This is a genomic window from Streptomyces griseomycini (assembly GCF_014203535.1).
Lineage (GTDB): Bacteria > Actinomycetota > Actinomycetes > Streptomycetales > Streptomycetaceae > Streptomyces > Streptomyces griseomycini.
Map to the genome: position 1 here is coordinate 314,906 of NZ_JACHJI010000006.1, position 13,932 is coordinate 328,837.

Sequence of the window (13,932 nt, forward strand, 5' to 3'; positions counted from 1 at the left end):
GGAGAGCGATCGGAAAGCTGAAGAAAAGACTCCTCGATCACGCACGAAACGTAACCGTGCGATCACTTCCCCTTCGGCGGAACACGCACCCCACACGGCGTACGGCACCCTGTCAGCGGAGCGCCGACGGTGCGATGCTGGAGGCGTCAGCGGTCCCCCGTCGGTCTCCCGGGTGAGGAGTTCGGCCGTGCTGCGTGTCGCCGTCATCGGTTCCGGGCCGAGCGGGTGCTACACCGCCCAGAGCCTCGTCCAGCAGGACCCCCAGGTGCGTGTCGACGTCCTGGACCGGCTGCCCTGCCCCTACGGCCTGGTCCGCTACGGCGTGGCACCGGACCACGAGAAGATCAAGTCCCTGCAGAACAGCCTCCGCACGGTCCTGGAGCACGAGCGGGTGCGCTTCCTCGGCGGGGTGCCGGTCGGCGCGGGCGGGGTACCGGTCGCCCGGCTGCGGGAGCTGTACCACGCGGTGGTGTACTGCGTGGGCGCCGCCGCGGACCGGCGGCTGGGGATCCCCGGAGAGGACCTGCCGGGCAGCTGGTCGGCGACCGAGTTCGTGTCCTGGTACAGCGCGCATCCGGACGCCCCCGGGTTCCCGGCCCCTCGCCACGGGCGGGGCGGGGCCCCCACCGACGGCGGTTTCCTGCACGGCGTCCGGTCCGCCGTGGTCATCGGCGTGGGGAACGTCGCCGTGGACGTCACGCGCATGCTGGCCCGGGGCGTGACGGAGCTGAGCCCGACCGACATGCCGCACGCCGCCCTGACCGCACTCGCCGCGAGCGAGGTGACGGACATCCACATGGTGGGCCGGCGCGGCCCGTCCCAGGCCCGTTTCACCACCAAGGAGCTGCGCGAGCTGGGCACGTTGCCGGACACCGGAATCGTCGCCGATCCGGCGGAGCTGGCGCTGGACCCGGCGTATCCGGACCCCTCCGCGCTGCCCGCCCCGCAGCGCCGCAACATCGAGGTGCTGCGCGGCTGGGCCGGGGCGCCGGCGGCGGACGCCCGCCGCCTGATCCGGCTGCGTTTCTTCCTCCGCCCGGTCGAACTGATCGCCCGGGCGGGCCGGGTGGGCGCGGTCCGCTTCGAGCGGACGGTGCCGGACGGGCGCGGAGGCGTGGCGGGCACGGGACGGTTCGAGGACGTGGAGGCCCAGCTGGTGCTGCGTTCGGTGGGCTACCGGGGAGTACCGCTGGAGGGGCTGCCGTTCGACGCCGCCGACGGCACGGTGCCGCACCTCGCCGGGCGCGTGCTGCGCGAGGGCGCCGTCGCGCCGGGCGAGTACGTGGCGGGCTGGATCAAGCGCGGCCCGACGGGGGTCATCGGCACCAACCGGCCGTGCGCGAAGGAGACGGTGGCGTCCCTGCTGGAGGACGCCCCCGCCCTCGTGGCCCGCGACCTGGCCGGCGATCCGCCGGCGGCACTGCGGGCCGAGGGGATCGAGCCGGTCGAGTGGGCGGGATGGCGGGCGATCGAACGGGCCGAGGCGGAGCTGGGCGCCTCGCTCGGACGGAGCGTGGTCAAGCTGCCCGACTGGGAGTCGCTGCTGGCGGCGGCGCGGAGCGCCGGTGCGTGAGGCCCGTGCCCCGCGGCCGGGTCAGCCCTCGCCGTGGCGCACGGCCTGGTGGGCGGCGGCGGCGAGCAGGCAGTCGAGCAGCCCCGGGAAGAGTTCCTCCAGGTCGTCCCGGCGCAGGCCGTTCATCTTGGCGGTGCCCTCGTAGACCTGCCGGATCACGCCGCTCTCGCGCAGCACCCGGAAGTGGTGCGTGGTGGTGGACTTGGTGACCGGCAGGTCGAAGTGCGAGCAGGACAGCGCGACGCCCTCGGCGGCGAGCTCACGGACGATCCGCAGCCGCACGGGGTCGGAGAGGGCGTGCAGCACGCCCTCCAGCCGGATCTCCCCGCACGCCGGGTGCGGCAGATCGCGGCTGCTGGGGGCGGGGGCGGCGGTCGTCACGGCGGCTCCACATTCGGTCCGGGAGCCCTCATTGTACGAGAACCCTCGTAGTTTGACATCTCCCGTACTACGATGGCTATCGTACGAGCCGCACCCCTCCGCCCCCTGACGAACGGAGTCCACCGTGAGCGCGCTGTTCGAGCCGTACACCCTGCGCGACGTGACGATCCCCAACCGGGTGTGGATGTCCCCGATGTGCCAGTACTCGGCCGCGCCCGAAGGGCCCGGGGCCGGCGCGCCCGGCGACTGGCACTTCGCGCACTACGCGGCCCGCGCGGCCGGCGGCACGGGCCTGATCGTCGTCGAGGCCACCGCCGTGTCGCCGGAGGGCCGCATCTCCCCGTACGACCTCGGCCTCTGGAACGACACCCAGGCCGAGGCGTTCCGCCGGATCACCTCCTTCCTGGTCTCGCAGGGCACGGTTCCCGCCGTCCAGCTCGCCCACGCCGGCCGCAAGGCGTCGACCGACCGCCCCTGGAAGGGCGGCGCCCCGGTGGGGCGGGACGCGCACGGCTGGCAGCCGGTGGCCCCGAGCCCGCTCGCCTTCGACGAACGGCACCCGGTGCCGGACGAACTGACCGTCGAGCAGATTCACGACGTCGTCGGCCAGTTCCGCTCCGCGGCCCGCCGGGCGCTCGCCGCCGGGTTCGAGATCGCCGAGATCCACGGCGCCCACGGTTACCTGATCAACGAGTTCCTCTCCCCGCACACCAACCACCGCACCGACGCCTACGGCGGCTCGTACGAGAACCGGACGCGCTTCGCGCTCGAGGTCGTCGACGCCGTGCGCGAGGAGTGGCCGGACGACAAGCCGCTGTTCTTCCGCGTCTCGGCCACGGACTGGCTGGAGGAGTCCGGCTGGACCCCGGACGACACCGTCCGCCTCGCCGGTGAACTGCACGCCCACGGCATCGACCTGCTCGACGTCTCCACCGGGGGCAACGTCCCCGGCGTCCGCATCCCGACCGGGCCCGGCTACCAGGTCCCCTTCGCCGCGCGGGTGCGCGGCGAGACGCCGATGCCGGTCGCCGCCGTCGGGCTGATCACCGACGCCGAGCAGGCCGAGAAGATCCTGGCCAACGGCGAGGCGGACGCGGTGCTCCTCGGGCGCGAGCTGCTCCGCAACCCCTCGTGGGCCCGGCACGCGGCCCGCGAGCTGGGCGGCGAGGTCCACGTGCCGGACCAGTACCACCGCTCGGTCTGACCGCGTCCGCCGAGTACCGCGCCGGCGGCCCGGGGTGCCTGTCGCACCCCGGGCCGCCGGCGTCTTGCCGTCCCCGGCGAACGCGATCTGCGCGAGACGTTGACTAGAAAGCGCTTACCCTCTACGTTCCGTTCAACAGCATGACCCGACCACCGCACGTGACCGGGACTGCTGCGCACAACCAAGAACGTCGTTCACGTACATGGTTCACACCCCCACACCACGACAGAGGGAACGACATGACTTCCGCGACACGACCGCGCGCCCGTGGGCGCGCACTGACGGGCGCACTCGCCACCCTGGGCCTCTCGGTTGGCATGCTCATGACTACCGGGGCGTCCCCGGCGGGCGCCGCCACCTGGCCGACCCCCAACGGCAGCCAGGGCGTCTCCTCCACCATCTCCGTGTCCGGCACCAAGGACTACGGGATGAAGCGCCTGTACGGCACCGGCGACCTGGGCTCGGGCGGGCAGGACGAGGACCAGGGCCCGATCCTGGAACTGGCGGACGGCGCGGTCCTGAAGAACGTCGTCCTGGGCGCCCCCGCGGCCGACGGCATCCACTGCAAGGGCTCCTGCACGCTGCAGAACGTGTGGTGGGAGGACGTCGGCGAGGACGCCGCCACCTTCAAGGGCAAGTCGTCGTCGGCGGTCTACACCGTCAGCGGCGGCGGCGCCAAGGAGGCGAGCGACAAGGTCTTCCAGTTCAACGGCGCCGGGACGCTGAACGTCTCGAACTTCGCGGTGAAGAACTTCGGCACCTTCGTCCGCTCCTGCGGCAACTGCTCCACCCAGTACAAGCGGACGATCAACCTCAACACCATCGAGGTGACCTGGAAGGGCAGCAGGCTGGCCGGCATCAACACCAACTACGGCGACAGCGCGACCCTGCGGAACATCACGATCATCGGGGACAGCAGCAGGAAGATCGTCCCCTGCCAGAAGTACATCGGCAACGACGACGGTGACGAGCCGGACACCAACGGCTCGGGCCCCGACGGTACGCACTGCAAGTACGCGTCGTCCGACATCACCTACCGGTAGCCCGCGGGAACGGTCCCCCACGGTGGCGGCCGTACGGAGCGCCCCGCGCGGCGCTCCGTACGGCCGCCGCGTCATGCGCCGCCCACCCGTGCCCGCACCTGCCCCACCCGCCCCGTCAGCTCCCGCCGGTAGTCGGCGTACGCGGTCCGCAGCGCCTCACCGGGCCAGCCGTCGGGCAGCAGTCCGGGCGGCAGGACCGGGTCGGCGAGCAGATGGCGCACCACGGCGGCGAACAGGGCGAGCCGGTCGGCGGGGCGGCCGGCGCGGTCGGGGTGCTCGAGGAGCGCGCGGGCCGTGCCGGACCACGCGTCCAGCGGCCAGAGGTCCGCGGCCAGGTCCCGGGCGGATCCGGCGGGGCGGGCGGTGCAGCGCCGGGCCACCTCGTCGAGGGCGGCGGGCAGGGGGCGGCTCAGGTTGGCGGGGCGCAGCCAGACGCCCTCGCGGAGTTCGGCGAGCCGGAGGGCGGCCAGTTGCGTGCGCAGGTCCGCGCGTTCGGCGGGGCCGCGGCCCGTCGCGGTGACGACGACCATCTCCCAGTCGCCGTCCCACACGCGCGTGCGGGGCCGCACGGCCTCGTCCTGGCGGCGCTGGCGTCGCACCAGCCGGTCGCTGAGGCGGTAACCGGCGTCCGTGCGCAGCAGATCACCGGCGGCGACCATCCGGCTGAGCGCCGCCCTCAGGGTGGATCCGCCGATGTCGAAGCCCTCCACGAGCCGCCCGAGCTCCCGGGTCCCGAGCTCCGGCGGGTGCGTGCCGAGCATCAGGCTCAGCACGACCGACCGCGCGGACAGGGGGCGCGGTCGCAGGTCGTCCGGGAGCGCCGGGTCGTTCATCCGCATGGGTCCGTACTGTACGGCGGACCTTGCGTTGCATCATTGCTGCGACCGCAGAGGAAGTGCAACACTCGGCGCATGGTCACGACTTCTGTGGACGAGCGGCACGAGAGCGCCGGCGAGCAGGGCGGTGGACACGGCGGGTACGGCGGACACGGTGGGAACGCCACGCACGACGTCGCCAACCAGCCCGTTCCCCTGGCGCCGTACGACGCGTCCGACGACACCGCCCTGCTGGAGGGCCTGCGGCGCGAGGGCGGCGGCTGGGCCGAGGAGGAACTGCGGCGGCTCGGCAGGCTGGCCGGCAGCGCGCAGGTCCAGGAGTGGAGCGATCAGGCCAACCGCCACGAGCCCGAACTGCGCACGCACGACCGGTACGGGCACCGGATCGACGAGGTCGAGTTCCACCCGAGCTGGCACCACCTGATGCGCGCGGCCGTCGCCGAGGGGCTGGCCGCCGCGCCCTGGGCGGACGACCGGCCCGGCGCGCACGTCGTCCGCACCGCGAAGGGACTGGCGTGGGGGCACACCGACGCGGGGCACGGCTGCCCGACGTCCATGACGTACGCGGCGGTCCCCGCCCTGCGCCGGCAGCCGGAGCTGGCGAAGGTGTACGAGCCGCTGCTGACCGGCCGGGAGTACGAGCCGGGCCTGCGCGTGCCGACCGAGAAGCGCGGGCTGCTGGCCGGCATGGGGATGACCGAGAAGCAGGGCGGCTCCGACGTCCGGACCAACACCACCGCGGCGACGCCGACCGCCGAGCCCGGCGTGTACACCCTGCGCGGGCACAAGTGGTTCACGTCGGCGCCGATGTGCGACGTGTTCCTGGTGCTGGCGCAGGCCCCGGGAGGGCTGTCGTGCTTCCTGGTGCCGCGCGTGCTGCCCGACGGGACGCGCAACGCGTTCCGCATCCAGCGGCTGAAGGACAAGCTGGGCAACCGGTCCAACGCCTCCTCCGAGCCCGAGTTCGACGGGACCGCGGCCTGGCTGGTCGGTTCGGAGGGGCAGGGCGTGAAGACCATCATCGAGATGGTCAACTGCACCCGGCTGGACTGCGTGATGATGTCGGCGGCGCTGATGCGCAAGACGCTCGTCGAGGCGGGGCACCACGTGCGGCACCGCAGCGCGTTCGGGGCCCGGCTGGTGGACCAGCCGCTGATGCGCAACGTCCTGGCCGATCTGGCGCTGGAGTCCGAGGCCGCCACGGCCCTCACCCTGCGCCTGGCCGGGGCCGCCGACCGCGCGGTGCGCGGGGACGCCGGGGAGGCCGCGTTCCGCCGGATCGCGACCGCGGCGGGCAAGTACTGGGTCACCAAGCGCGGTCCGGCCTTCACCGCCGAGGCCCTGGAGTGCCTGGGCGGCAACGGCTACGTCGAGGAGTCGGGCATGCCCCGGCACTACCGCGAGGCCCCGCTGCTGTCGATCTGGGAGGGAGCGGGGAACGTCAACGCCCTCGACGTCCTGCGGGCCCTCGGCCGGGACACCGCCACCGCGCAGGCCCTCTTCGACGAACTCGCCCTGGCGCACGGGGCGGACGCCCGGCTGGACGCGGCCGTGCTCCGGCTGAAGGACCGCCTGGCCGAGGGGTCGCCGGTGAGCGCCCGCCGGCTGGTGGAGCAGATGGCCCTGACGCTGCAGGGCTCCCTCCTCGTCCGGCACGCTCCGCACGCCGTCGCCGACGCCTTCTGCGCCACACGGCTCGGCGGCGACTGGGGGCACGCCTTCGGCACGCTGCCCGCGGCGGCCGGGCTCGACGCGATCGTGGAGCGCGCGCTGCCGGACACCGTCTGAGCCTCGTCGCGCCGCCGCGCGCACGGTCCGCGCGACCTCACCCCCCGGCCGCGCCCGGCCGCCGGTGCCGTGGTGCGGACTCCCCGACCGGCGGGCGCTCCGCCCGGGAAGGGCACCGTGCGCACGGGGCCGACGAGTCGACCGGGCCTCGACGCGGCACGTGCACGAAGCGCCGGGGACGTGCCCCGTCCGCCCGGGGACCGGCCGCCGCGGACACCGGCCGGCGGGCCGGCGTCCCTCCGGCTGCGGAACGCACGGGTGACATCCGCGCCGCGCACGCCGGTGGTACCGCGCGGCCCGGAGCCGACTGTCAGTGGTGGGGTGCAGACTGGCCGGTGTCGGGGACGAGGACGTCGACGAAGACGTCGCGGAGGTGATCGGCATGTCCGAGGTACTGCTCGCCGTGGGCACCCGCAAAGGCCTGTTCATCGGGCGCCGGCGGGGTGGCGCCTGGGAGTTCGACGAGAGTCCCTACTTCAACGCGCAGGCCGTGTACTCGGTCGCCGTCGACACCCGCGGCGCGAGCCCGCGGCTGCTGGTCGGCGGCGACAGCTCGCACTGGGGCCCGTCGGTGTTCCACTCCGACGACCTGGGCCGCACCTGGACCGAACCGGCGCGGCCCGCCGTCAAGTTCCCCAAGGACACCGGGGCTTCGCTGGAACGGGTCTGGCAGCTGCACCCGGCCGCCGCCGAACCGGACGTGGTGTACGCGGGCACGGAACCGGCCGCGCTGTACCGCTCGGAGGACCGCGGGGAGAGCTTCGAGCTGGTCCGGCCGCTGTGGGAGCACCCCACCCGCTCGAAGTGGATGCCGGGCGGCGGGGGCGAGGGCCTGCACACCGTGCTGACCGACGGGCGCGATCCGCGGGCCGTGACGGTGGCCGTGTCGACGGCGGGCGTGTTCCGCACGCTGGACGGCGGCGCGAGCTGGTCCCCGTCCAACTCCGGGGTCTCCGCGGTGTTCCTGCCGGACCCGAACCCGGAGTTCGGGCAGTGCGTGCACAAGGTCGCCCGGGACGCGGTGAACCCGGACCGGCTGTACCTGCAGAACCACTGGGGGGTGTACCGCAGCGACGACGCGGGCGGGCACTGGACGGACATCGGCGAAGGGCTGCCGTCGACGTTCGGTTTCACGGTGGTGGCCCATCCGCACCGCGGTGACACGGCGTACGTCTTCCCGATCAACGCCGACTCCGACCGGGTGCCGGCCGACCGGCGCTGCCGGGTCTTCCGGACCTCGGACGCGGGCAGGAGCTGGGAGCCGCTCACGGCGGGCCTGCCGCGGGAGGCCCACTACGGCACGGTGCTGCGCGACGCGATGTGCCACGACGGCGCGGACCCGGCGGGCGTGTACTTCGGCAACCGCAACGGCGAGGTGTACGCGTCGGCCGACGACGGCGACAGCTGGCGGCAGTTGGCCTCGCACCTGCCGGACGTGCTGTGCGTGCGGGCCGCGGTCGTCGGATGAGCCGGAGCGTGATCGCGGCCGGTCCCGGCCACGGGTTGATCTCCGCCGTCGTTGCGGCAGTAGGGTGACGTCCGTGGCACCACGACCCTTGCATGAGATCGTCGAAGCGGGCTGGGCGAAGGCCCTGGAACCGGTGGCCGGCCGGATCGCCGGGATGGGGGACTTCCTGCGCGCGGAGATCGCCGCGGGACGCACCTACCTGCCGGCCGGAGCGAACGTCCTGCGGGCCTTCCAGCAGCCCTTCGACGAGGTACGCGTCCTGATCGTCGGGCAGGACCCCTATCCCACCCCGGGGCACGCGGTGGGGCTGTCCTTCTCGGTCGCGCCCGAGGTGCGGCCGCTGCCCGGCAGCCTCGTCAACATCTTCCGCGAGCTGACCACCGACCTGGGGCTGCCCCAGCCGTCCAACGGTGATCTCACGCCGTGGACCGAGCAGGGCGTGCTGCTGCTCAACAGGGCGCTGACGACGGCCCCGCGCAGACCGGCCGCCCATCGCGGCAAGGGCTGGGAGGAGGTCACCGAGCAGGCGATCCGCGCGCTGGCGGGGCGGGGCAAGCCCCTGGTCTCCATCCTGTGGGGGCGGGACGCCCGCAACTGCCGTCCGTTGCTGGGCGACCTGCCCGCGGTGGAGTCGGCCCATCCGTCGCCGATGTCCGCCGACCGCGGCTTCTTCGGCTCGCGTCCGTTCAGCCGGGCCAACGACCTGCTGATCCGTCAGGGCGGCCAACCGGTGGACTGGCGCCTGCCGTGACCGGTTCCGGGTTCCTCGCCGTGGACTCCGGAGGCTCCGGGGTGCGGGTCGCCGTCGGCGCCGCCGGGCACGGCGTGTCCGCCCGAGGGGCCTCGACGGAGCCGGTGCGGACCGGGGCCCGGGGCATCGATCCCGGACACTTCGTGGAGCGACTGGTGCCGATGGCGCGCGCCCTGTGCGCCGAGGCCGGGATCGGACGGCTGGACACGGCCGTCGTCGGCGCGGCCGGAATGGCCGGTCTGGGGGACGCGCTGCGCGCCGAGCTGCCGGGGGCGCTGGCCCGCGACCTGGGCGTGCGGCGGGTCGCGTTGGCCGCCGACGCCGTCACCGCCTACGTCGGTGCCCTCGGGCCGCGGCCCGGTGCGGTGATCGCCGCGGGTACGGGACTGATCGCGATCGGCACCGATCTGACCGGCTGGCGCCGGGCGGACGGCTGGGGCCATCTGCTCGGCGACTGCGGCGGCGGCGCCTGGATCGGGCGGGCGGGACTGGAGGCGGCGCTGCGCGCCCACGACGGGCGGGAGGGCGGCTCCGCACGGCTGCTGGCGGACGCCGAGGAGACGTTCGGTCCCGCGCCGGGGCTGCCCGGCCTGCTGTACCCGCGCACCGACCGGCCGGCCGTCCTCGCCTCCTTCGCGCCCCGGGTGGCCGAGTGCGCGGCCGACGGCGACCCCGTCGCCGCGGACGTGCTGCGGGCGGCGGCCCGGCACATGGCGGACTCGGCCGCGGCCGTGTGCCCGGACGGGGACGAACCGCCGGTCGGTCTCACCGGCGGCCTGTTCAAGATGGGCGCCCCTCTGCTCGTACCGCTGGACGAGGAGCTGGCGAAGCGGCTGCCGCGGGCACGGCGGGTCACGGCCGAAGGGGACCCCCTGCACGGGGCGGTGCGCATCGCCACCGACCTCATGACGGGCGCGTTCGCCCTTCCGTGTGAGGGAAGGATGCTGTGCGTGACGAGCCCGGCGGACGCGGGCGCCACCCGGACGGCCGGTCGCGGGACGTAACCCATCAGACAAATCCGGACGGATACCGCTCACCTGCCCCCTCCCCGAACAGGGGAACCCGGGAAGCCACTAACATGCCGCAGCATGAGCACCCCCACTGGGCCCGCGTCCGGCCTGCCAGTACGAATGCCGCGCCCCCGCCAGCCCGGGCGGCACCGCCGCCCCGAGCCCCTGGTGGCTCCCGAGGGCGCGCCCGCGCTCGTCCTCGCCGTGCCGGGTGCGCCCAGTAGCACCACCCGATCCCTCGCCGACGAGGTCGTGAGCATCGCCCGTTCCGAGCTGCCCGGTCTCGACGCCCGGATCGGCTACCTCGACGGCGACGACGAGGAGTTCCCCTCGCTGCAGTCGGTGCTCGCGCACGCCGGCGAGGAGCGCACCGCCCGCTTCGAGCAGGCCCGCGCCGCCGGTCTGGACGTGAAGGAGCCCGACGGGCCCGTCGCCGTCGTCGTGCCGCTGCTCGCCGGCCCGGACAGCGCGCTGCTGCGCCGGATCCGTCAGGCCGTGATGGACAGCCGTGTCGCCGCGGAGCTGACCGATGTGCTCGGCCCGCACCCGTTGCTCGCCGAGGCGCTGCACGTGCGGCTGTCCGAGGCCGGTCTGGCCCGTGCCGACCGGGCCCGGCTGTTCACCGTGGCGACCGCCGCGGACGGCATCATCCTGGCGTCCGTGGGCGGTGACGAGGCCGTGCAGGCGGCCGGGATCACCGGCATGCTGCTCGCCGCGCGCCTCGCGGTGCCGGTGATGGCGGCGGCCCTGGACCAGGAGGGCTCCATCGCCTCCGTCGCCGAGCAGCTGCGCGGCTCCGGTTCGCAGCAGCTGGCGCTCGCGCCGTACCTGATCGGCCCGGAGATCGACGCGAGCCTGGTCGAGGAGGCCGCGAAGGAGGCGGACTGCCCCGCCGCCGAGGCGCTCGGCCCGTACCCGGCGATCGGCAAGCTCGCCCTGGCCAAGTACACGACCGCGCTGGGCATCGCGCCGCAGCAGGCGCAGGGCTCCCCGGTCCGCTGACGCGGCCGGCGCTCGCACCGACGTCGGAAGGGCCCGCTCCGGTGACCGGAGCGGGCCCTTCCGTATGGGCTCGGAGAATTCGGGAGGGTCCGGACGGGCCGGCTCCGGTCAGCCGGTGACCACGCAGGACGCCGCGGGCACCGGGATCGAGCCGCCGCGGCGGGGCACCCCCGTGTCCGGGTCGACCGCGAACCAGGTCACGTCACCGGAGCGCTCGTTCGCGACGTACAGGAAGCCGCCGGACTCCGTGATCGCGCGGGGCCAGTGACCGCCGCAGGACACGGTGGTGAGCGGGCTCAGCCCCTCCCCCCGCCCCTCGACCGCGAACACGGACAGCACGTCCTCGCCGCGGGTCGCGGTCCACACGAAGCGGCCGTCGGGCGAGACGGCCACGCCCGACGGATAGGCGTCGCCGGCCGGGGCGCCGGGCAGCACCGGGACCTCCGTGAGCGGCTTCAGCTCGCCGCCCGCGGCGTCCCAGCGGCAGACGACGAGGGTGGGGCTGAGCTCGTTGAGGACGTACGCGTGCGCACCGTCCGGGTGGAAGGCCAGGTGACGCGGACCCGATCCGGGGCGCAGGGCGATCTCCCGGTGCTGTGCGGGAGCGCCGTCGGTCAGGGTGCACACCCGTACCGAGTCCGTGCCGAGGTCGACTCCGACCGCCCAGCGACCGCTCGGGTCGGGCTGCACCTGATGGGCGTGCGGACCCTGCTGGCGCTGCGGGTGAGGGCCCGAACCGCTGTGCCGCAGCACCCCGGACGCGGACCGCGCGAGGCCGCCGTCCGCACGGACGGGGACGGCGGTGAGGCTGCCCGAGCCGTAGTTCGCGGTGAGCAGGTGCCCGGCGAAGAGGGCGAGGTGGGTCGGCCCGTTCGCGTCGACCGGCACCGGGGGTCCGACCGGCTCCGGTTGGTCCCCGGTCACGCGGAACGCGGCCACGGCACCCTCGGCCGTCTCGCTGACCGCGTACAGCATGCGCCGGTCGGCCGACAGGGCCAGGTAGGAGGGGTCGGGAACGCCGTTCACGGTGCTCAGGACGGTCAGCGCGCCGCTGTCGGGGGCGATGGCCGCGGTGACGATGCCGGGGCCCCCCGCCGCGGTGAACGACCCGATGAACGCCCGCCGCCCGCTGTCCGCCACTGCCGTCCCCTCTCGTCCGGTACCGCTCCGGAGCGACGGTAGCAGGCGACCCCCTAGGTCTAGACCAAACGGGCCGATCCGGTGCGCGTCCGGGGTGCCGCTCAGGCGCCGACCAGGGGGGAGCCGGAGGGCGCCCGCAGCGGCGCCGCGAGCTCGGCGAGGGCGCGTTCCAGGCCGTGGAGGTGGGCCAGGGCGCCCTCCGCCGCGGTCGGAGCCGTGCGCACCACGATGTCCCGGCCGTCGGTGAGCGCCTCGACCGCGACCTCCACGCGCCGGCAGGCGGCGGCCAGCCGGGCGTCGTGCGAGGCCTCCGGGTCGGCGGCGACGGCGACGAGGCCGCGGATCTCCCGGGCGCAGTCGTCGAGCAGGGCGAGCACCCGGCGGGCACGCCGCTTGCGGCCGCGCATGGGGTTCAGCGGATGCACCAGCGGGGCGACCGAGAGCCGCACCCGGGCGAGGAGCTGTTCCAGCTCCGCCACCTCCGGCGCGGGGTCGGCGTCCTCGGCGCCGGCCAGCCGCGCGGCCGTCCGAGCGGTGCACGCGTGGACGCAGTGCAGGGCCCGCTGGATCCAGGCGTCGGTGATGCTGTGGGTGGTCACGGGGAGGACGAAGGCCACCGCCAGCACGGCGCCGAGCGCACCGACGCCGGTCTCCACGAGCCGCAGCACCAGCAGACCGGGGCTCAGCACGCCCAGGAGGCCGTAGAGCACCGCGGCGAGCAGCGTCACCCAGAGCATCATCCAGGTGTAGGACACCGCGGCCGTGTAGAAGATGCCGAAGACGGACACGGCGACGATCAGGGCGGTGGGGACCGCGTCCCCGTGCACGGGGACGGCGACGAACAGCGCGAGGCCGATGCCGATGACCGTGCCCAGCACCCGCCGGAAGCCGCGCACCAGGGTCTCGCCGCGCGAGGTGGTGTTGACGAAGACCCACCAGGTGGCGCCGACGGCCCAGTACCAGCGCTGCCCGGACACCAGCTGGCCCACGACGAGGGCGAAGCCCGCGCCGGCCGTCGCCTGGATCGCCTGGCGGGTCGTCACGCGGGCCAGCCCCGTGCCGCCGGGCGGAGCCGGCACGACGGCGGGCGGCAGACGGCGCTCGTAGCACCACAGCCCGAAGCGCACCGCCGCCGCGGTGAGCACGGACAGCACGACGGAGGCGTACAGCTCGGGGAGCTGGTCCGTCCTCGCGTGCAGGAACTGCGCCACGAAGTAGGTCATGAACGCGAAGACCCCGAGGCTGTGCCCGCGCGGACCCCAGCGCCGTGCGTACACGCCCAGTCCGACCACGGCGAGGAAGGTGAGGTCGCGCGCCACGGGGTGGTCGTGCAGCCCCGCCGCGACGGCGAGCACCGGCAGACCCACGGCGGGCAGCAGCGCGGTCGTGACGGCCTGCCCGCGGACCGTGGCGTCGGTGACGGTGAACAGGGCGAGCAGCGCGGCGAGCCCACCGGTGACGGCACCCGTCAGGGAGTGGCCGGCCAGGCCGCACACGACGACCGCCAGCCCGACGCCGAGCACGGCCCGCGCCGCGAAGCGCAGCCGGACCCGGCCCGGGTCCGGCGCCATGAACACCCTCTTCAGCACTGCTTACCGTCCCCCTGGAACGTGGTGTGAACCGTGACATGAGAAAGGCGCCGCGGGGTCCGCAGCGCCATCGACACCTCCATATCAGCATCCTTGCCGTCATTGGCTCAACAGGACTTCGAAGAACTGGTCCATTGGCCCAGCACG

General features: G+C 74.5%; 12 protein-coding genes. 8 read left to right on the forward strand and 4 right to left on the reverse strand.

Translation table 11 applies throughout. The features are described from left to right. Positions 1-187 precede the first annotated feature (187 nt). Positions 188-1,573 carry an FAD-dependent oxidoreductase gene (locus FHS37_RS19065; RefSeq protein WP_184822774.1) on the forward strand — a complete coding sequence of 462 codons (1,386 nt, stop codon included), beginning with the start codon at positions 188-190 and terminating at the stop codon, positions 1,571-1,573. Positions 1,574-1,594: 21 nt separating this feature from the next. Here the strand turns inward: FHS37_RS19065 and FHS37_RS19070 are convergent, their stop codons facing one another. Further along, positions 1,595-1,954, reverse strand: a complete 360-nt coding sequence (locus FHS37_RS19070) for an ArsR/SmtB family transcription factor (RefSeq protein WP_184822776.1) — start codon at positions 1,952-1,954, stop codon at positions 1,595-1,597. 124 nt (positions 1,955-2,078) lie between these two features. Between FHS37_RS19070 and FHS37_RS19075 the strand changes: the two genes are divergently transcribed. Together FHS37_RS19075 and FHS37_RS19080 are read left to right on the forward strand one after the other, a co-directional pair. Beyond that, positions 2,079-3,158 (forward strand): NADH:flavin oxidoreductase/NADH oxidase, encoded by a 1,080-nt coding sequence (locus FHS37_RS19075; protein WP_184822778.1) that lies wholly within the window; start codon positions 2,079-2,081, stop codon positions 3,156-3,158. Between the two features lie 239 nt (positions 3,159-3,397). Continuing rightward, positions 3,398-4,201, forward strand: coding sequence for a pectate lyase (locus tag FHS37_RS19080; protein WP_184822780.1), 804 nt, complete (start codon positions 3,398-3,400; stop codon positions 4,199-4,201). 71 nt (positions 4,202-4,272) lie between these two features. On the opposite strand, the gene FHS37_RS19085 is transcribed toward FHS37_RS19080, so the two are convergent. Next, the gene (locus FHS37_RS19085; RefSeq protein ID WP_184822782.1) at positions 4,273-5,040 is read right to left on the reverse strand and encodes a PaaX family transcriptional regulator C-terminal domain-containing protein; all 768 of its coding nucleotides are present in this window, start codon (positions 5,038-5,040) and stop codon (positions 4,273-4,275) included. A gap of 72 nt (positions 5,041-5,112) precedes the next feature. Here FHS37_RS19085 and FHS37_RS19090 point away from each other — a divergent pair, with 72 nt between their 5' ends. The 5 genes from FHS37_RS19090 to FHS37_RS19110 all read left to right on the forward strand — a co-directional run bounded on the left by FHS37_RS19090 (position 5,113) and on the right by FHS37_RS19110 (position 11,056). Next, positions 5,113-6,825 carry an acyl-CoA dehydrogenase family protein gene (locus FHS37_RS19090; protein ID WP_221499960.1) on the forward strand — a complete coding sequence of 571 codons (1,713 nt, stop codon included), beginning with the start codon at positions 5,113-5,115 and terminating at the stop codon, positions 6,823-6,825. Positions 6,826-7,138: 313 nt separating this feature from the next. Next, positions 7,139-8,293 carry a WD40/YVTN/BNR-like repeat-containing protein gene (locus tag FHS37_RS19095; RefSeq protein ID WP_184822784.1) on the forward strand — a complete coding sequence of 385 codons (1,155 nt, stop codon included), beginning with the start codon at positions 7,139-7,141 and terminating at the stop codon, positions 8,291-8,293. 73 nt (positions 8,294-8,366) lie between these two features. Beyond that, a complete protein-coding gene (locus tag FHS37_RS19100; protein ID WP_184822786.1) occupies positions 8,367-9,044 on the forward strand; it encodes a uracil-DNA glycosylase in 678 nt (225 codons plus the stop codon). Continuing rightward, positions 9,041-10,048: an N-acetylglucosamine kinase gene (locus tag FHS37_RS19105; RefSeq protein WP_184822788.1), complete on the forward strand. Its 1,008-nt coding sequence runs from the start codon at positions 9,041-9,043 to the stop codon at positions 10,046-10,048. Before FHS37_RS19100 ends, FHS37_RS19105 begins: the two co-directional genes overlap by 4 nt. An 84-nt stretch (positions 10,049-10,132) precedes the next feature. Next, a complete protein-coding gene (locus FHS37_RS19110; RefSeq protein ID WP_184822789.1) occupies positions 10,133-11,056 on the forward strand; it encodes a sirohydrochlorin chelatase in 924 nt (307 codons plus the stop codon). 108 nt (positions 11,057-11,164) lie between these two features. On the opposite strand, the gene FHS37_RS19115 is transcribed toward FHS37_RS19110, so the two are convergent. Further along, a complete protein-coding gene (locus tag FHS37_RS19115) occupies positions 11,165-12,196 on the reverse strand; it encodes a lactonase family protein (RefSeq protein WP_184822791.1) in 1,032 nt (343 codons plus the stop codon). A 101-nt stretch (positions 12,197-12,297) separates the two neighbouring features. Further along, positions 12,298-13,785: an FUSC family protein gene (locus FHS37_RS19120; protein WP_184822793.1), complete on the reverse strand. Its 1,488-nt coding sequence runs from the start codon at positions 13,783-13,785 to the stop codon at positions 12,298-12,300. Positions 13,786-13,932: the final 147 nt, after the last annotated feature.